The organism is Flagellimonas meridianipacifica, from assembly GCF_003001695.1.
GTDB lineage: Bacteria > Bacteroidota > Bacteroidia > Flavobacteriales > Flavobacteriaceae > Flagellimonas > Flagellimonas meridianipacifica.
In genome coordinates, this window is sequence record NZ_PVYX01000002.1 from 941,429 (window position 1) to 960,171 (window position 18,743).

Below are 18,743 nucleotides of genomic sequence, written 5' to 3' on the forward strand. Positions count from 1 at the left end.
AAGAGAAGGGCAAACCATACGGTTTGCCCTTTAATCTATTTAGGTTAAAAACCGAATTACCAGATTTGTACTCTCTCTTCTGGTGCTAAATACATTTTATCTCCTTCAACAATGTCAAAAGCATCATAGAATTCTTGAACGTTCAATAAAGGTTGAATTGCCCTTATTTGACCTGGGGAGTGAGGGTCCGTCTTTATCTGGGTACGTAAAGCTTCATCCCTTATTTTGGTTCTCCAAACCGTTGCCCAAGACATAAAGAAACGTTGTTCTGGTGTAAATCCATCTATATTCTCCGGACGACCGTTTTCGGCAAAATGTCTTTGTAAACCATCATAAGCTCCTAGAACCCCACCGAGGTCACCAATGTTTTCACCCAAGGTGAACTTACCGTTTACGAAAACTTCGGGCAATACTTCAACTTTGTCATATTGTGCAGCCAATGAACCGCCTCTTTCTGTAAAAGCAGCCAAATCTTCCTCAGTCCACCAGTTCTTCAAGTTACCATCTGAATCAAAACGAGAACCACTATCATCAAAAGCGTGTGAAATCTCATGTCCAATTACTGCTCCAATTCCACCATAGTTCACCGCTTCATCCGCAGTATAGTTGTAGAAAGGAGGTTGCAAAATAGCTGCTGGGAACACAATTTCATTATTCAGAGGATTGAAATATGCATTTACTGTCTGTGGTGACATGCCCCAAGCACTTTTATCAACAGGCTCCCCAATATCAGAGAAGTTATCGTCCTGCTGCCACTTGTCTACGGCAGCCATATTATCAAAATAAGTCTTGTCAGAAGACACATCCATAGCAGAATAGTCTTCCCACTTATCTGGATATGCGATTTTGACCGTAAACTTGTTTAACTTTTCAATAGCCTTTAGCTTGGTAGAATCGCCCATCCAGTCCAATTTTTGGATTCTGGCTTTGTAGGCTTCAATGATGTTGGCAATCATCTTTTCGGCCTTAGCTTTCGCTTCTGGAGGGAACTTGGCATCCACATATAATTGACCCAACGCTTCGCCTACTGAACGATTTACAGTGGCCAAAGCCCTTTCATCTGAAGGTCTCTGCTTTTCCGCTCCTCTCAGGTATTTGCTATAAAACTCCCAATTGGCAGTTTCTATCTCGGAAGAAAGCCTACCTGCTGCACTATTAAAAGTGTCCCATCTCATCAGTGTTTTAAGGTCTTCAATGGGAGTATCCTTTAAAAAGCTATTCAATGCTTTTGTATAATCCAATTGAGTAACAAATAGCGTGTCAAAAGGCTTGGTAGCACCTAAATCCTTTATCATCTTCTTTACATCAATATTGCTCAACATCTCATCAGCTTCGCTAATAGTCTTTGGATTATTCAAGTTTCTGGCATCTCTTCGCTCAACTTTGGTCAATCGGGGTTTCGCCAATTGCGTTTCCAATTCCAATATTTTTTCTGAGGCCGCGGTGGCAGATTCTTCACTGTCCCCAATCATCTGTAACATCCGTACTATATGCTTTTTGTACTCTTCCCGGATTTCTTTTGATTTATCATCATCATCCAAATAGTAATCTCTATCCGGCAGACCCAAACCGGAAGGACCCATATACACGGCGTTCATTTTGCTGTTATTTAAATCAGGAAACACACTTATACCGAAAAAAGGTGAGCTTACCGAGGGGTTGGTAGCAAGTACGGTTTGTAAATCATTTAAATTCTGGATTCCTTCAATGGCATCCAATGCGGGTTGTAGAGGGGTAATTCCAGCTGCATCACGGGCAGCCGAGTCCAATTTGGTGTCAAAAATGGCCAAAGCTTTGGCTTGGTCTGTAGTGGCGTCATATTTTCCACTTTCTTTGGCATCGGCCAAAATTTGAAGCACATCCGCATCTGTGGATTTGCGGAGTACGGAAAAACCACCCCAACGGGTTCGGTCTTCTGGAATCTCGGTATTTTTCATCCAACTTCCATTTACATAGTTATAGAAGTCTTCTTTTGGACTTACCGTAGTGTCCATGTTTTCAAGAACAATACCCGGTATTTTTTCGACCTGGGCGGTCTCTTTTGATTCCTGTTTACAACTGACAAAAGCAAGCATTGTAGCTGTAAAAAAGCATAGTTTTTTCATTTTAAGCATTAAATTAAATTAGTCTTACCATTAGACGGTAACAAGAGGTTTTCGTTACGAAAACGATGTAAATTTTCACAAGATACCCCAAAAGAAAGTGAAGAAGTGTTAAAACTTATTTAGGATTCGGCAGGATTCGTAATAAACTCGACAATCTTTTCTGGAGAAAGTGCAATGGAAACTTTGATGGCGTCTGTAGGTGGTTCCAAGGTTTCAAACTGGGATTTAAGTAAATCAATGGGCATAAAATGTGCCTTTCTCTTTTCTAAACGGGATTTCACTAGCTCAAAAGATCCTTCTAAATAGACAAATTTGAGGGAAGACCCCATATCGTTCTTTAGAATTTCTCTGTATGATGATTTTAAGGCTGAACAGGCAATAACGGCTCCTCTGGATTTATGTTCTTGTGCGAGTTGATTTAGCGCAACGAGCCAATCATATCGGTCCTCATCGTCCAAGGGTTTACCGGAAGCCATTTTTTTGATATTAGCCTCCGGATGGAAATCATCACCATCAAAAAAGGGGATGTTCAATTTTAGGGATAACAATTTTCCAATGGTGCTCTTCCCGGTCCCTGAAACACCCATAATGATAAAAACCATTTGTTTTCTTTCAACCATGGCCGTCAATTTTTGAATTGATCTGAGAAACAATTTCCTTAAAGTCCGCATCGTACGGGACCCACAGGATATCGGGGTTCTTTCGTAACCAAGTCAGTTGTCTTTTTGCAAATCTCCGGGTATTTTTTTTGATTTCTGAAATGGCAAAGTCCAAGGTTATTTCCTCATCTAGAAATCGAAAAAGTTCCTTATATCCAACCGTTTGCAATGCATTTAATTTCCGATGATTATATAAGGATTTGGCTTCTTCCAACAAACCATGTTTTATCATCTCATCCACTCGCAAATTGATTCTCTCGTAAATGATTTCCCTTTCGGCAGTGATGCCAACATATACTGCATCAAACGAACGTTTTTCAGCATCTTTTCTCAAAAATGAGGAAAAAGGTTTGCCTGAATGGCGAATGACTTCCAAAGCCCTTATTACACGGTGTGGATTCATTAAATCTACTTTCTGATAATACACTGGGTCTTTTTCAAAAAGTTCCTTTTGAAGACTTTCAATACCATTTTGTTCAAGGGTTGTATTGAGTTCTTTCCTTATGTTAGGAGGTACTTCTGGGAATGTGTCCAATCCATGGATGACCGCATCTGTGTACAAACCGCTTCCGCCCACCATTATTACATAATCATTGTCTTTATATAGCTCTTCCAATAGATTGATAGCATCTTTTTCAAAATCCCCAACGGAGTAAGATTGTTCAATGCTGGTGTGTTGAATGAAATGATGGGGTACCGATGCAAGCTCCTCTTCCGAGGGTACCGCTGTGCCAATTCTCATCTCTTTGAAAAACTGCCTAGAATCCGAAGATATGATTTGGGTTTTGAAATATTCGGCAAGGGCAATGGCCAATTTGGTCTTTCCAATTGCAGTAGGACCAACCACAACAATCAATTTTTTGGATTTCATAGTAGTTCTCCGCAATTGTAGCAATACTTAGCATCATCCCTATGTCCTTCGGCAGAACAGCTCGGACAACACTGTGTGTTGGTATGCACCCATTGCTTTTCCCTACGTTTGTTAAACTCGACCGTTACAATACCAGTAGGAACAGCTATGATGCCATAACCCATGATCATGATAACCGTTGCCATGAACTGTCCAAGATTGGTTTGGGGCGCAATATCTCCATACCCTACAGTGGTGAGGGTTACAATGGTCCAATAAATGCTTCGGGGAATACTGGTAAATCCTGCATCGTTTCCTTCTATCAGATACATTAGGGTACCCATTATAATGGAGAGTATAATGACCACATAGATAAATACCATGATTTTCGTTCTACTTGCTCTCAAAGCATCTCGTAATTGCGACGCTTCTCCCAAAAATTTTACCAATTTCAGAATCCTGAAAATACGGAGTAAACGAAATGCCCTTAAAGCTAGAAGTACTTGGGAACCTGCCAACAAGTATGAAAGATAGAGGGGTATAGTGGACAAAAAATCGATAATACCATAAAAACTGAAAATATACTTCCAAGGTTTTTTAATACTGATTATCCGGGCAATGTATTCAAAAGAGAAAAAGACCGTGACTACCCATTCCAATGTGAATAAAATTTGATGGTACTTTACGTCTACCTCCTTGACACTTTCCAGCATTACGAGTATAACACTCAACACGATAAGGATAACCAATACAATATCGAAGAGTTTCCCGAGAGGGGTGTCCGCTTCATAAATGACTTCATGAAGGGAATTTTTCCAACCAGAATGTTTTTTTTGCGCTTTCAAAGGGCAGGGGTTAACTCTAAAATTTTGAGTCTGTGCTTTTTTCTTAAATACGATTCAATTATAAAAGTCGTATTCTCATCGCTTCTCATTGGGGTCAATAGCGATTCTAATATATGAATATTATTCATTTGATGGTTGAGTTCGGCATAACCATATCCCTTTAAATGACCATCTTTGATAAGTATAAAACTACTTTCACCAACTTCTCTACCCTTGTCAAAAAGGGCTATGTTTTTGGAAAACAAGCTATATTTTTCAAAAATCACCTCCCATTTTTGATTTTCATTTTGAATATCCTCACCATTTAGGGAAATCTCTTTTAAAGCTTCCAGTTCATGTTCAAGCGACATTTTTTTGATAAAGCTTTTTGCAGAAGAAATCCCATTGAATCCGATACTTTTCGGTATTCGATACGAACGTTTCACAATTTCAAGTTCTATCTCGGCGGTTCCGTTGGATGAAAAGTTGATAACGTGGGAATACAGTTTCTTTTTCGTAACATGATTGTGTCTGGGTCTGGTGCGTTTTACTTCTTGGTATTCTTTTAATATGGCTATAAGTTCGCTGCCAGTTAATTCAAAGGAAACTTTCTTCGTTTCTTTTTGGAGCCTTCTGGCCAACTGGCCAACGTTGGTAAAGTGCTGGTTGACCCTTTTTTGAATATCTTTTGTCTTTCCTAAAAAAATGATATGGCCATCCTTATCATGCATATAATACACACCAGTCTTGGAAGGTAGATTGGAGACTATTTGTAATTGATTTTCAGATAACTCACCATGCTCGGCATCGCGCATTACCTCTTGAATAATAGTCTTATCTGAATCTTTTGCCAACAACAATTTAAATAGCTTGACTGTAGCAAGTGCGTCTCCATTGGCTCTGTGGCGGTCACTCATGGGTATTCCCAAAGAACGAACCAGTTTGCCCAGACTATGGGATTCAGCATCGGGAAGTAGTTTTTTGGACAGGTCTACCGTACATAGGGTCTTCCTTTGATAATCGTACCCTAATCGCCTAAATTCAGTACGTAGAATACGATAATCAAATTGAGCGTTGTGAGCTACGATTACAGCACCTTCCGTAATTTCCACGATTCGTTTGGCCAATTCATGGAATTTAGGAGCCGTTCGCAACATTTTGTTATTGATTCCGGTAAGCTTTGATACAAAAGGTTGTATTTCCCTTTCTGGATTAACCAAACTCATAAATCGGTCTACAATTTCATGACCGTCAAATCTGTAAATGGCTATTTCCATTATACCTTCCTCGTTGTATTGACCTCCGGTACTTTCAATGTCGAGAATGGCGTACATAGAATTGGTGTTGATTACTAGTGGTAATTTCTGGCTCCAAAGATACTACTTCCAATACGTACCATATTGCTTCCTTCTTCAATGGCGATATCATAGTCTCCGCTCATACCCATAGATAGAATATCCATTTCTGGTAAATCTGTCTTAAGTGAATCATACATTGATTTTAAAAGAACAAATTCTTGGCGAATCTGAGCTTTATCCTCTGTAAATGTTGCCATTCCCATTAATCCTTCAATTTTCACGTTCTCAAGGGATTTAAATGTATCGGATGCTATTATTTCTTTCAATTCTTCAATATCCAGACCAAATTTGGTCTCTTCTTGGGCAATATGCATTTGAAAAAGACATGAAATGGTACGATTGTGTTTTTTGGCTTGTTTGTTTATCTCTGATAGTAAACGTAGACTATCCACGCCATGTATCATGGAAACATATTCCGCCATATACTTGACTTTGTTTCTTTGAACATGTCCTATCATGTGCCATTCAATGTCTTTGGGAAGCTGTTCCCACTTCTGGGTCATATCCTGAATTTTGTTTTCACCAAAAACCCGATGGCCCGTTCCATAGGCCTCGAGAATGTCTTCATTGGGTTTGGTCTTGGATACAGCCACCAATATTACATGAGATGGAAGTGTGGCCTTTATTTGGTTCAAATTCTCTGTAATGCTCATCTGTAGAACAATTTATAGCTCGTAAATGGCCATGCCACTTCGTAGTTTTGGTTCAATATAGGTGCTCTTTGGAGGCATTACCAATCCTGCATCGGCAATGGCCTTTATCTCATCCATTGTGATAGGTACCAGACTAAAACCTACTTTGAAGTCTCCCTTGTCAATACTATCCTTCATTTTGATGATGTTATGCTTGCCGTAGCCGTAAGAAATGCGCTTGTCATTTCGCAAGTCGTGAATTCCCAAAATGGGCTCCAAAATGGTTTTGAACAGGATTTGCGTATCCAATTTGCTCAGCGCATCCGTAAAGGTATACTTAGTGTTTCGCAAGTAGAGTGAATAAAACTCACCCCCCAAGTACATACTAAAATGATGTTTTTTTGTGGGCTTGTAAAGCCCGTCCTCTTTTTTTTCAATTCGGAAGAATTCATCCAGTTTAATCAAAAACTCCTCAATGGAATAGCCATTTAAATCTCGTACCACACGATTGAATTCATAAATCTTTATCTGCGATTCTGGAATTAAATATGCCATAAAATAATTATAGGCTTCGGAGCCAGTATGGAATTTGTTCTCTTTTGTTCTACGTTTGGCCAACAAATGTGAAGACGCACTGCGGTGGTGCCCATCTGCAATGTAAAGTGCATCCATTTCCTTAAATGTTTGCATAAGCTCCTTAAGTGTTTCTTCATCTGAAATTTTCCAGAGCCGATGTCGTATTTTGTCCGTAGTGGTAAAATCATATTCTGGTGTTTTTTCCAGTTCAGATTGCAACACTTGATCAATACGTGGATTGTCCTTATAGGTTATCAATACAGGTTCTGCATTGAAACCAACGGTATGAAGATAATCAGCAAAAAGCTTTTCCCTGCGTTGTATAGTATCTTCATGTTTTTTTATGATATCCTCAGCATAATCCTGAAGGCTACAAGTACAGAAAAATCCAAGACTTTGAAAGTCTCCCTTTCCAGTCTGATACAAGTAAAAACTCGCTTCCTTATCTTTTTCGAAGATATCTTCCTCTAAAAATTCCATGTACCGGTTGTGGACCAACTTAAAGCGTTCTTTACCCGAAATGGTTTTATGGAATTTAAAACCAGGGTTTATGATATGCAGAAAAGAGAATGGGTTGTACTCCAAAATAGAGCGCAATTCCTTTTTTGCATATTTTTCATACGAACGGGAGACCACAAAAGGTGCTTTGTCTTTTGCAGGTCGTATGGCCTTAAACGGTTTAATAAGGGCCACGGGTGCTTAGTTGAATTGTGATGATACTTTTTCCGCTTTTCTGGATTCGGAATAATCATAGAACCCTTCCCCAGACTTTACACCCAACTTCCCTGCCATTACCATATTGACCAACAGCGGGCAAGGTGCGTATTTTGGGTTTTTGAAACCATCGTACATCACGTTGAGAATAGAAAGGCAAACATCCAGTCCAATAAAATCTGCCAACTGAAGTGGTCCCATAGGGTGTGCCATTCCCAATTTCATAACGGTATCAATTTCCTGTACCCCAGCTACACCGTTATAAAGGGTTTCAATGGCCTCATTTATCATGGGCATTAGGATTCGGTTAGCCACAAATCCAGGATAATCGTTTACCTCGGTGGGGGTTTTGCTCAGTTTTTCGGATAGCTCCATAATGGTATGGGTCACCTCATCCGAAGTACTATAGCCTCGAATGATTTCAACCAACTTCATTATGGGTACAGGATTCATAAAGTGCATGCCGATTACCTTGTCAGGTCTCTGGGTCACCGCAGCAATTTGTGTTATTGAGATGGAAGAGGTGTTGGTGGCCAAGATGGTATTGGCATCACACAGCTTATCTAAATCTTCAAATATTTTAAGTTTTATGGTTAGATTTTCGGTCGCTGCTTCTACAACCAAATCCGTATTGGCAACTCCTTTTTTCAGCTCAGTATAGGTGGAAATACGGCCAAGGGTTTCGGATTTTTGGTCTGCTGAAATCTTTTCTTTGGCCAACAACCTATCCAAGTTTTTCGAAATGGTAGCCAATCCTTTTTCTAAGGAGGTTTCCGATATATCCACCAAATTCACCTGATAACCACTTTGAGCAAAAACATGGGCAATTCCATTGCCCATAGTGCCTGCACCAATGACAGCAATTGTATTCATTCTATCTCTATTGTTTAAACGATTCTATAATTTGAAGGGCCACCCTAAGCGCATTGGTTCCTTGTTCCAAACTGACTATGGGGGTAGTATTATTATTGATAGCATCCGCATAAGTCTCCAATTCATCCAAGATAGCATTGTTTGCATGAATGTCGGGATTCTCAAAATAGATTTGCTTGCGTACGCCTTCTGCGTTTTGAAGAATCATATCAAAATCCCCAGGGTTTTCAGGAGCGTCCTTCATTTTTACCACTTCTACTTTTTTCTCTAGAAAATCTACAGAGATATAGGCATCCTTTTGAAAGAAGCGGGATTTTCTCATATTCTTCAATGAAATCCTACTGGAAGTGAGGTTGGCGACGCATCCATTTTCAAACTCAATTCTTGCATTGGCAATATCCGGTGAACTACTGATTACCGAAACACCGCTTGCATTGATTTGTTTGACTGGGGAGTTGACAACACTCAATATGACATCGATATCATGAATCATCAAATCCAAGACTACCGGCACATCGGTTCCTCTCGGGTTGAATTCAGCCAAACGATGCGTCTCAATAAACATTGGGTTTTCAACCTTTTCTTTGACCGAAATAAAAGCTGGATTAAAGCGCTCTACGTGTCCTACTTGTCCTTTTACTCCATGTTTGGTAACTAATTCTAGTAGTGCCTCTGCTTCTTCCAAGGTATTGGTTATAGGTTTTTCTATGAAGATATGTTTTCCTTTTTCAATCGCTTTTTTCGCACATTCAAAATGGGATAGGGTAGGAGTTACAATGTCCACCACATCAACTGAATCCATTAAGATGTTCATGTTTTCGAAGTAGGTGTATCCAAATTCTTGAGCTACTTTTTTGGCATTGATTTCATCGGGGTCATAAAATCCTATCAGTTCATATTTTTCGGATTCATTTAAGAGTCTAAGATGGATTTTTCCCAAATGTCCTGCGCCTAGGACACCAACTTTTAACATGTTTTCTGATTTTTTTCAAAAATACGATTCTGTAATCAGTTGGCATAAAATAAAACGGAACCCTGGATGTAAAATTCAAGGGAACTTTTTAAATTCGAACACCAGACCAGGACCATGAAGGATACATTGAAGCATAGCGGAATGCGCAACAAGTTGGCACAGGTAATTGCCAAGAAGGGCATACAGGACAAAAACGTATTGAAGGCCATTCGAAAAGTACCACGCCATCTTTTTTTAGATAGTAGTTTTGAGGAACATGCGTATCAAGATAAGGCTTTCCCTATCGGAGCAAGTCAAACCATATCCCAACCATACACGGTTGCCTTTCAAACAGAATTACTAGAGGTAAAACCGAATGATTCCATTCTGGAAATAGGAACTGGAAGTGGTTACCAGACTGCCATTCTCTTGGAACTTAAGGCCAAAGTATTTACCATAGAGCGACAGCAAGAACTATTCAAAAAAACTAAACTTTTCTTTGAAAAAATGGGGTACCGACCTAAAAAAATCATCTTTGGAGATGGTTATAAAGGACTTCCATCTGATGCGCCATTTGACGGTATTATAGTAACTGCAGGAGCTCCTTTTGTCCCTAAACCTTTGTTGTCCCAATTAAAAGTGGGGGGTAGGTTGGTCATACCTGTAGGTACCGATGAACAGATTATGACGCGCTACACTCGAAAATCGGAAAAGGAGTTTGAAAAGGAGGAATTGGGTCTTTTCAAGTTTGTCCCCCTTTTGGAGGATAAGAACTAGTTGTTGAAGTTTTTCTTGATGCGAGACAGATTTCTTTTGTTGTCTCTATCCTTAATGTTCTCTCTTTTATCATAGAGTTTTTTCCCCTTGGCCAATGCAATGTTCATTTTGGCCAACCCTCTATCATTTATGAAGAGATTCAAGGGAACTATGGTCAGTCCAGAGGTGGTAACTTCTTTTCTTAATTTTTTCAGCTCCTGTTTGTTAAGCAATAACTTACGTTCCGCTTTAGGTTTGTGATTATAATAGCTGCCATGGCTATACTCATCAACTTGCATGTTGATTACAAAAAGCTCTCCTTTTTCATTGAACTCACAGAAACTTTGGGACAAGGAAGCCTTGCCTAAACGGATTGATTTTATTTCAGTTCCGGATAGCACAATTCCAGCAGTATATGTATCCAGTAGCTCAAAATCAAAACGAGCTCTCTTGTTCTTTATGTTGATATTCTTCTGCATGGTGCGCAAAAATATAAACTCTTATTGTAGAAAATTGTAATGTTGTGAAGCTTTTTACGATTATTGAGAAAACAAAACTTCATGAAACTACGACTTATTCCACTTATGTTGCTTCTTATTGTATCCTGCAAAAATGAAGTGCAAAAGACACCTGATGCGCAATCCATTATTGATAGCTCCATAGTAAAAAGTGGCGGTGAGTCTTTTAAAGACCATAAAGTCTCATTCTATTTTAGAAATCGGAAGTATACTTCTTACTATGTAAATGGCCAAAAGATGCTCGAACGCTACACATTTTTGGATTCCAATATGATTGCCGACAAAAAATCCAATACCGATTTCGAAAGGTTTATCAATGATAGTTTGATTCCTTTGCCCGATTCCTTAAAAACCAGGTATGCCAATTCTGTGAACTCTGTACACTATTTTTCAAAACTCCCCTTTGGATTAAATGACAAAGCGGTGAACAAAGAATACATGGGCGAAGAAACTATCAAGGAAGTTTCTTATTACAAAGTAAAGGTCACCTTTGATCAAGCTGGGGGAGGCGATGACTTTGATGACACGTACTTGTACTGGTTCAACAAAGAAACCATGCTGCCTGATTATCTTGCATATGATTTTCACGTGAACGGTGGAGGTCAACGGTTTAGGGAAGCATATAACGAGCGGTACATTAACGGCATCCGTTTTGTGGACTACAACAATTATAAGCCTAAGGGAAAAGGTGCTAGTTTAATGGAAATAGGATATTTGTTTGAAAAAGATAGTTTGGATTTGTTATCCAAAATAGAATTGGAAGAAATTCAAGTGCTGGAGAATTAATCCATTTTTAAGACAAAATCAGTTGTGCCATCGTTAATGTACCTGACGATGAAAAGGCTGCTATTGTCATCGTCTTCCATTTGTGGATACTTGTCTTCTCCCAGCAGCTGATTGACAAATACAGGAGTAGTGTTGCTGTGTCCGACTATTAAGACATTCTGACCTTTGTGTGTCTCTTTGAAGCTATCAATGTCCACTGCACCTGGGTCGTAAAACTCGATTTCAATTTCTTTCTTTATAGATACTGGAGCCGCGGTCATGGTAGTTCTTTCATAATTGGTGGAATATATGGCATCCAACTCTACGGGGTCGAAAACTTCTGCCCACTTAAGTGCTCGGTTCAGTCCGTCTTGATTAAGTTCTGGGTCTGTGTTTTCAGGATTCGTCCTATCTTTTTCTGCATGACGGATAAGATAAAAGGTTGATATTATGGGCTCTTCAGGTTCATCCTTGCAGCTTGTAGCGGTAAATAAAAATGCAAATGCTAAAAATAGTAGGTGGTTCTTTATTGGTTTTATTATCATCTTTTATTCCCTTAGTTTTTTATTTCTTTTTGAACAAGATGCTCTAAATAAGCAATGGTGTTTACTAGATATTTTCTATCCCGGGTCATGGTAGCCATGGAGATGGCGCCTTGAAGCATAGTAAACAGTTGTTTGGCAAATTGCAATGGGGGAACGGGGATTCTAATTTCATTGGCCTTAACTCCATTTTCAAGAACCAAAGCTATTTTTCCTTCTATTTCATTGATAGTTTCTTTTACAGCCGCCGCCAAAAGTCTGTTGTTGTTTTGGGCGTCCACTCCTACATTCAGAATGGGACATCCTCCAAAAGGAAGTGTGAAAACATCGTATTGTCTATAAAAACGAATTAAAGAAAATATTTTGTCCAAAGAATCTCCTTCCACATTGAGTTTCTCATCCACAACGGCCAGCAATTGTTTTTGGTTGTATTGAAAAGCGGATAGCGCAAGTGCTTCCTTATTCTCAAAATTACCATAGATGGCACCCTTGGTAAGCCCTGTAGCTTCGGTAATATCACTCATACTCGTTCCCACGTATCCAAACTTATTGAATATGGGTGCTACGGTCTCAATGATGTAAGCGGTGGTTCTTTCTGCTTTTTTGGACATTTTGGTTCAGGCTTGGTAAGGTGTAAGCGAAGATATAAAAAACATATACTGTATGGTATTTTAAATGAAAAATGCCCTTACTTTTAACAAAATAAGGGCATTAGACCATGTTTAATTAGGAATTATTCTACCAGTTCGTTCTGATTTCTGAAAACCAATTTGTCATCAAAAGAATCCAGAAGGACAATACTATCTGTTGTTATTCTTCCAGCTAAAATCTCCTTTGACAGATTGTTAAGAACCTCTTTTTGAATCAACCGTTTAACTGGCCTTGCACCAAACTGCGGGTCATACCCTTTTCGTGCCAAATAGTCTATGGCTTCTTCTGTTGCATCTAAAGTTATATTTTGCTTAGATACCAATCTTTTCAAGTGGTCCAACTGTAGCCCAACAATTTCCTTAATGTTTGACTTGCTCAAAGGTGTGAACATAATGATATCGTCAATCCTGTTTAGGAACTCGGGACGAATTGTTTTTCGCAACAGTCCCATAACTTCTACGCGGGCCGCCTCAGTCGCACTTTCCAAATTGTCGCCAACATCTTCAAATTTCTCTTGGATTATATGACTTCCCATGTTACTGGTCATGATGATGATAGCATTCTTAAAATCTGCAACACGACCTTTATTATCCGTCAACCTTCCTTCATCCAGCACCTGTAAAAGTATGTTGAAAGTATCCGGATGGGCTTTTTCAATTTCGTCCAATAGCACAACGGAGTAGGGCTTTCTCCTTACCGCCTCTGTAAGCTGGCCACCTTCATCGTAACCCACATATCCTGGAGGTGCACCAACCAATCTGCTCACTGAGTGACGTTCTTGGTATTCGCTCATATCAATCCGTGTCATGGCATTTTCATCATCAAAAAGATAAGCCGCCAAAGTTTTTGCTAACTCGGTTTTTCCTACTCCTGTAGTTCCCAAGAACAAGAAGGAACCTATCGGCTTTTTCTCGTCCTGAAGTCCTGCTCGACTTCTTCGAATAGCATCCGAGACAGCCTCTATGGCCTCTTCTTGGCCAACTACACGTTTGTGCAGTACACTTTCCAGATTCAATAGCTTTTCACGCTCACTTTGCAACATCTTGGTTACGGGAATACCGGTCCATTTTGCCACAACTTCGGCAATATCTTCATTGGTCACCTCTTCTTTGATAAGGGTACCGGCACTTTGTTGGTTTGCCAACTCTTCTTGCAGACTTTCCAGTTTTTCTTGGGATTCCTTGATTTTTCCATAACGCAGTTCCGCTACTTTGCCATAATCCCCATTTCGTTCCGCGCGCTCCGCTTCCAATTTGTAGTTTTCAATGTCCTGTTTGGTCTTTTGGATATTGTCCACCACACTTTTTTCACTCTCCCATTGCGCAAATATCTCGTTCCGTTCTTCCTTGAAATTAGCCAACTCCAGATTGAGGCTCTGTAATTTGGCAGAATCATCTTCTCGTTTAATGGCCTCAATCTCAATCTCCAATTGCATGATTCTTCGGTCTAGGACGTCCAGTTCCTCAGGTTTTGAGTTGATTTCCATTCTAAGTTTGGAAGCAGCCTCATCCATTAAGTCAATTGCCTTATCAGGTAAAAATCTGTTCGTAATATAGCGCTGGGATAGTTCTACCGCTGAAATCACCGCCTCATCTTTGATGCGCACCTTATGGTGGGCTTCGTACTTCTCTTTAATACCCCTCAAAATGGAAATGGCACTTTCCGTGTCCGGTTCATCAACGATTACCTTTTGAAAACGACGCTCCAAAGCTTTGTCCTTTTCAAAATACTTCTGGTATTCATCCAAGGTAGTGGCTCCTATGGCACGAAGTTCTCCCCTTGCCAGAGCAGGTTTTAAAATATTGGCTGCATCCATGGCACCTTGTCCACCACCAGCACCCACCAAAGTGTGGATTTCATCAATGAAGAGTACAATATCCCCATCAGAAGTGGTTACTTCCTTGATGACGGATTTCAGGCGTTCCTCAAACTCGCCCTTGTATTTGGCCCCGGCAATCAAAGCACCCATGTCCAAGGAATAAATAATTTTGTCCTTTAGGTTTTCAGGAACATCACCTTGTACGATTCTATGGGCGAGACCTTCTGCAATTGCTGTTTTACCAACCCCAGGCTCACCTACGAGCATAGGATTGTTTTTCGTCCTACGGGAGAGTATTTGCAAAACACGTCGTATTTCTTCATCCCTTCCAATCACGGGGTCCAATTTTCCATCATCCGCCAATTGATTCAAATTTCTGGCATACTTGTCCAAAGAGTTATAGGTGTCCTCTGCACTTTGTGAAGTAACTTTTCCTCCTTTTCGAAGTTCTTGAATGGCAGCGTTCAAATCCTTTTCTGTAGCTCCCTGGTCTTTCAGCATTTGGGCCGACTTACTTTTGGATTTGAAGATGGCCAAAAGCAAATGCTCAATGGAAACATATTCGTCCCCCATTTTCTTGGCTATGGCACTGGCCTCTGTAAGTGTTTTACCAGCTTCTCGCGAAAGCATGATATCGCCTCCCGAAACTTTGGGAAGGCTTTCCATTTCTTTATCTAAAATTTGTTCTACCAAGTTGGTGTTGACATTCAATTTCTTCAAAATGAACGGCAATACATTTTGGTCCACTTCCATGATAGCTTTGAACAAATGTTCATTTTCTATCTGCTGATGCCCATATCCTTGCGCAATTTGTTGCGCTTGTTGTATGGCTTCTTGTGATTTTATCGTAAAATTGTTAAAGTTCATTTTCAATCTTTTGTCTTTGGATTTCAACAATCCTACCAAGGCAATGAAACCGACAAAATGTCGCTAAACCCTTGAAAATAAAAGACATTTCGGCAGATTGTAAGCTTTGAAAAGCTAGCCGACCTATCTAGTAAAGAAATAATATGGGAATTTTTGACAGCCTTTTTGGAAATAAAGAAACGAGCGGAAAAAAATCCAATGCCTTGCCTTGGAATCCGTTGACTTCCATAAGCCAACTGGATGAGATAACGGTGGAGTCCAATGAAAGACCACAGCTTATTTTCAAGCATTCCACCACCTGTGGAATAAGTAGGATGGTTCTAAATATGTTTACAGGTTCCTATAATTTGGGAGATACTGCCGATTTACACTTTTTGGACTTGCATGCCCATCGCGATGTGTCTAACGAAGTGGCCACTAAATTTGGGGTTATGCACCAATCACCACAGCTTCTCATTGTCAAAAATGGAGAGGTCAGTTTTCATACCTCGCACGGTTCGATAGCGGATATAGACCTGAAAGAATATGTGTAAAGAAAAAGCCCCGCGATTAGCAGGGCTTTTTTATCAATCAAATTGATGTCTTCGAATAATTCCTTTTAATCGGGCCTTGAGGTCCTCGCCGGCATCATAGACCATTTGTTCATTTGTTGGAAAAGGGACTGCCGCCAAATCCAATAAAGCTACCAAGTCGTTGTCCAATGCTCTCCTATCTCCCTTGTAGTTGGCATATATATGCTCAAAAATGAACTCGCTGGCAAGCGGGTAGGAGTTGATTTCCTGTCCACTGGTCAAATCAGTAATGCTCACCTTTGCTCCAATCTGGGCACTTTTGAACTGTGTGAACTGATAGAAGTTACAAGTAACTGTTCTTAATCGGTCCACTTTTATTCTATTACCCAAACTGTCCTTTATGGCATTTCCATTTTCATCCAATAGATACTCATACCCATCTTTGATTTGCTTTTCGCGTACAATTTGCGTTTCGTTCACCCGCTCTGGAGAAATATTGATTTCCCTAAAGCCCAGGTTTAGTGCAAAATCATAGTTCATGCCGTTTTGCGGCTTGGAGTGGAACTTGGTCCAGAAGTTATCTATTCCGTAGGTATTGAAATCCAATAACTCGTCTTCTAATCGCTCCGGAATAATCTGTTGGGTTTCATTATCAATTTGAACCTTCACATAATCCAATCCTTTTTGGTAAGCTTCGTCCATTTTCTGAACGGTCTGTTTGTAACCAGGATTGATTTCGGATAGATACTTCAAATCATTAAAAACACTTCTAAAGTCTTGCTTATATCTAGCGTTTTTCAACAAATCGCTTGCGTTGGCATACAGATATTCCGAAAGCTCATCTTTGGTATCCAAAATGGCATTGTCATAATTGACGAAATCAAATCGGGCTTCACGTCCTTCTTCATAAATGGATAGGGGTAATAAAGGTTGGATTCTGGCTTGAATATCCTTCAAGGCATTGTATTTACGGTAGATGGTCTCCAAATTTGCAGGATTTCCATCTTTTTCCATGAAACTGATTTGCTCCAGTTCCCTTTGTGCATTTTTTGCAAAGGCATCTTCCAAGAGAGTAACATAGGCCTGATGTCCTTTTCTGGTTTTGTTTTCCGTTAAGTTTTTGATGGCCTTGTTCATGGCCGTAACGTAATTACCACTGTTCACCGCCTCTTGGGTCTTTTTAACCCCTCCGCAGGAAAGTAGTATCAAAATGGTACTATAAAGTAGAGTTTTTCTCATCGTTTTTGGTTTTGTGATTTTCTAGTAGAGTTCAACTGCCGTGCCAAAAAGCCACACTTTAGTAACGTTTCAGGCTCAACTGTAGTATATTATCGGTGAAATGCAGGTTTTTTTGTGGTTTTTGGATTATACCGGATTGCTTTTCAATTGTTGATTCTTAGTGGATAATATCTCTTTTGCCGCTCTATTTTTTAGTTGAAATACTTATTTCTCTTTGTATTTTTGAAAAATGAAAACTGAAGTCCTAACACAGAGAGACACCACCATTTTTGACCTTATCGAAAAGGAAAGGGAAAGACAGGTGCAAGGAATTGAATTGATTGCTTCCGAAAATTTTACAAGCCCTCAGGTGATGGAGGCCGCAGGTTCTGTCCTTACCAATAAATATGCTGAAGGATATCCTGGAAAACGGTATTATGGTGGATGCGAAGTTGTGGACGAAATAGAAACCTTGGCCATAGAAAGGGCGAAGGAACTTTTTGGAGCAGTATACGCTAACGTACAGCCCCATTCGGGTTCCCAAGCCAATGCGTCCGTGTATCACGCTTGTTTGCAGCCAGGTGACACGATTCTTGGATTTGATTTGGCCCATGGTGGGCATCTTACGCATGGTTCTCCCGTAAATTTCTCAGGAAAGTTATACCGACCTACATTCTACGGGGTTGATGAGGAAACCGGAACCCTGAACTATGACAAAATCCAAGAGATTGCCGACAAGGAAAAACCAAAAATGATTATTGCCGGGGCCTCTGCGTACTCCAGAGACATGGATTTTGCACGTTTTCGGGAAATTGCGGATAGTGTGAACGCCATATTGCTTGCGGACATCTCCCACCCGTCCGGGTTGATAGCAAAAGGAATTTTAAACGACCCTATCCCTCATTGCCATATTGTAACAACCACTACGCACAAAACACTGCGTGGTCCCCGAGGCGGACTTATTTTAATGGGAGAGAACTTTGAAAACCCGTTTGGTATTCGGTTGAAGAACGGAAACCTAAGAAAAATGTCCGGATTATTGGACCTAGCAGTATTTCCTGGTAATCAGGGTGGCCCATTGGAACATATCATAGCTGCGAAAGCCATTGCTTTTGGTGAAGCACTTTCTGACGACTTTCTGCATTATATGCTTCAGGTGAAAAAGAATGCTGAAGCCATGGCCAAATCTTTCATGGCGAAGAATTACAAAGTCATTTCTGGAGGAACGGACAACCATATGATGCTCATCGACCTTAGAAATAAAGGCATTACTGGCAAGGATGCGGAAAAAGCTTTGGAAAAAGCAGCGATCACGGCAAACAAAAACATGGTGCCTTTTGATGACCAATCTCCGTTCATCACTTCGGGGATACGTTTTGGGACACCGGCTATCACAACCCGGGGGTTGGTTGAATCCGATATGGAAACCATAGTGGATTTGATTGACGAAGTGCTGATGAGTCCTGAAGATGAAGCAGGTATATCCAAGATAAAAGAAAAGGTCCATACTTTGATGAAGCACAGACCTCTTTTTAATAGCTAATTACGAAGG

At 40.1% G+C, this 18,743-nt stretch carries 18 protein-coding genes; 4 read left to right on the top strand and 14 right to left on the bottom strand.

Annotated features, from left to right (window positions below; translation table 11 throughout):
• Window positions 1-56 precede the first annotated feature (56 nt).
• The 9 genes from CLV81_RS14360 to CLV81_RS14400 form a co-directional block, all read right to left on the bottom strand.
• Complete coding sequence (locus CLV81_RS14360; protein WP_245912030.1) at window positions 57-2,114, bottom strand: M13 family metallopeptidase; 2,058 nt, start codon at window positions 2,112-2,114, stop codon at window positions 57-59.
• 110 nt (window positions 2,115-2,224) lie between these two features.
• On the bottom strand, window positions 2,225-2,725 hold the full coding sequence (locus tag CLV81_RS14365; RefSeq protein WP_245912032.1) for a gluconokinase: 501 nt from the start codon (window positions 2,723-2,725) through the stop codon (window positions 2,225-2,227).
• Window positions 2,718-3,635: a tRNA (adenosine(37)-N6)-dimethylallyltransferase MiaA gene (gene miaA / locus CLV81_RS14370; RefSeq protein WP_106145785.1), complete on the bottom strand. Its 918-nt coding sequence runs from the start codon at window positions 3,633-3,635 to the stop codon at window positions 2,718-2,720. Before miaA ends, CLV81_RS14365 begins: the two co-directional genes overlap by 8 nt.
• Window positions 3,632-4,459, bottom strand: a complete 828-nt coding sequence (locus tag CLV81_RS14375; protein WP_106145786.1) for an ion transporter — start codon at window positions 4,457-4,459, stop codon at window positions 3,632-3,634. The genes miaA and CLV81_RS14375 overlap by 4 nt, the downstream gene beginning before the upstream one ends.
• Window positions 4,456-5,772 (bottom strand): exonuclease domain-containing protein, encoded by a 1,317-nt coding sequence (locus CLV81_RS14380; RefSeq protein ID WP_106145787.1) that lies wholly within the window; start codon window positions 5,770-5,772, stop codon window positions 4,456-4,458. Before CLV81_RS14380 ends, CLV81_RS14375 begins: the two co-directional genes overlap by 4 nt.
• Window positions 5,773-5,789: 17 nt before the next feature.
• On the bottom strand, window positions 5,790-6,449 hold the full coding sequence (locus tag CLV81_RS14385) for a YggS family pyridoxal phosphate-dependent enzyme (RefSeq protein ID WP_106145788.1): 660 nt from the start codon (window positions 6,447-6,449) through the stop codon (window positions 5,790-5,792).
• 12 nt (window positions 6,450-6,461) lie between these two features.
• Window positions 6,462-7,697: a DUF1015 domain-containing protein gene (locus CLV81_RS14390; RefSeq protein WP_106145789.1), complete on the bottom strand. Its 1,236-nt coding sequence runs from the start codon at window positions 7,695-7,697 to the stop codon at window positions 6,462-6,464.
• A 6-nt stretch (window positions 7,698-7,703) separates the two neighbouring features.
• Window positions 7,704-8,591: a 3-hydroxybutyryl-CoA dehydrogenase gene (locus CLV81_RS14395; protein ID WP_106145790.1), complete on the bottom strand. Its 888-nt coding sequence runs from the start codon at window positions 8,589-8,591 to the stop codon at window positions 7,704-7,706.
• 7 nt (window positions 8,592-8,598) lie between these two features.
• A complete protein-coding gene (locus CLV81_RS14400) occupies window positions 8,599-9,564 on the bottom strand; it encodes a Gfo/Idh/MocA family protein (RefSeq protein WP_106145791.1) in 966 nt (321 codons plus the stop codon).
• A gap of 114 nt (window positions 9,565-9,678) precedes the next feature.
• Between CLV81_RS14400 and CLV81_RS14405 the strand changes: the two genes are divergently transcribed.
• The gene (locus CLV81_RS14405) at window positions 9,679-10,320 is read left to right on the top strand and encodes a protein-L-isoaspartate(D-aspartate) O-methyltransferase (protein ID WP_106145792.1); all 642 of its coding nucleotides are present in this window, start codon (window positions 9,679-9,681) and stop codon (window positions 10,318-10,320) included.
• Here CLV81_RS14405 and smpB read toward each other — a convergent pair.
• On the bottom strand, window positions 10,317-10,778 hold the full coding sequence (gene smpB / locus CLV81_RS14410) for an SsrA-binding protein SmpB (protein ID WP_106145793.1): 462 nt from the start codon (window positions 10,776-10,778) through the stop codon (window positions 10,317-10,319). The genes CLV81_RS14405 and smpB overlap by 4 nt on opposite strands.
• 81 nt (window positions 10,779-10,859) lie before the next feature.
• On the opposite strand from smpB, the gene CLV81_RS14415 reads away from it, so the two are divergent.
• Complete coding sequence (locus CLV81_RS14415) at window positions 10,860-11,603, top strand: DUF6503 family protein (RefSeq protein WP_106145794.1); 744 nt, start codon at window positions 10,860-10,862, stop codon at window positions 11,601-11,603.
• On the opposite strand, the gene CLV81_RS14420 is transcribed toward CLV81_RS14415, so the two are convergent.
• From CLV81_RS14420 to clpB, 3 genes are all read right to left on the bottom strand, one after another.
• Entirely contained in the window at window positions 11,600-12,127 is a 528-nt protein-coding gene (locus tag CLV81_RS14420) for a SixA phosphatase family protein (RefSeq protein WP_106145795.1), read from the bottom strand. The two genes, CLV81_RS14415 and CLV81_RS14420, sit on opposite strands and share 4 nt — an antisense overlap.
• Window positions 12,128-12,138: 11 nt before the next feature.
• Window positions 12,139-12,735, bottom strand: coding sequence for a TetR/AcrR family transcriptional regulator (locus CLV81_RS14425; RefSeq protein WP_106145796.1), 597 nt, complete (start codon window positions 12,733-12,735; stop codon window positions 12,139-12,141).
• Between the two features lie 122 nt (window positions 12,736-12,857).
• On the bottom strand, window positions 12,858-15,461 hold the full coding sequence (clpB, locus tag CLV81_RS14430) for an ATP-dependent chaperone ClpB (protein WP_106147583.1): 2,604 nt from the start codon (window positions 15,459-15,461) through the stop codon (window positions 12,858-12,860).
• A gap of 143 nt (window positions 15,462-15,604) precedes the next feature.
• Here clpB and ytxJ point away from each other — a divergent pair, with 143 nt between their 5' ends.
• A complete protein-coding gene (gene ytxJ, locus CLV81_RS14435; protein WP_106145797.1) occupies window positions 15,605-15,994 on the top strand; it encodes a bacillithiol system redox-active protein YtxJ in 390 nt (129 codons plus the stop codon).
• A gap of 33 nt (window positions 15,995-16,027) precedes the next feature.
• Here the strand turns inward: ytxJ and CLV81_RS14440 are convergent, their stop codons facing one another.
• Entirely contained in the window at window positions 16,028-17,212 is a 1,185-nt protein-coding gene (locus CLV81_RS14440) for a hypothetical protein (protein WP_106145798.1), read from the bottom strand.
• Between the two features lie 229 nt (window positions 17,213-17,441).
• Here CLV81_RS14440 and CLV81_RS14445 point away from each other — a divergent pair, with 229 nt between their 5' ends.
• Window positions 17,442-18,734, top strand: coding sequence for a serine hydroxymethyltransferase (locus tag CLV81_RS14445; RefSeq protein ID WP_106145799.1), 1,293 nt, complete (start codon window positions 17,442-17,444; stop codon window positions 18,732-18,734).
• The last annotated feature ends 9 nt before the right edge of the window (window positions 18,735-18,743 follow it).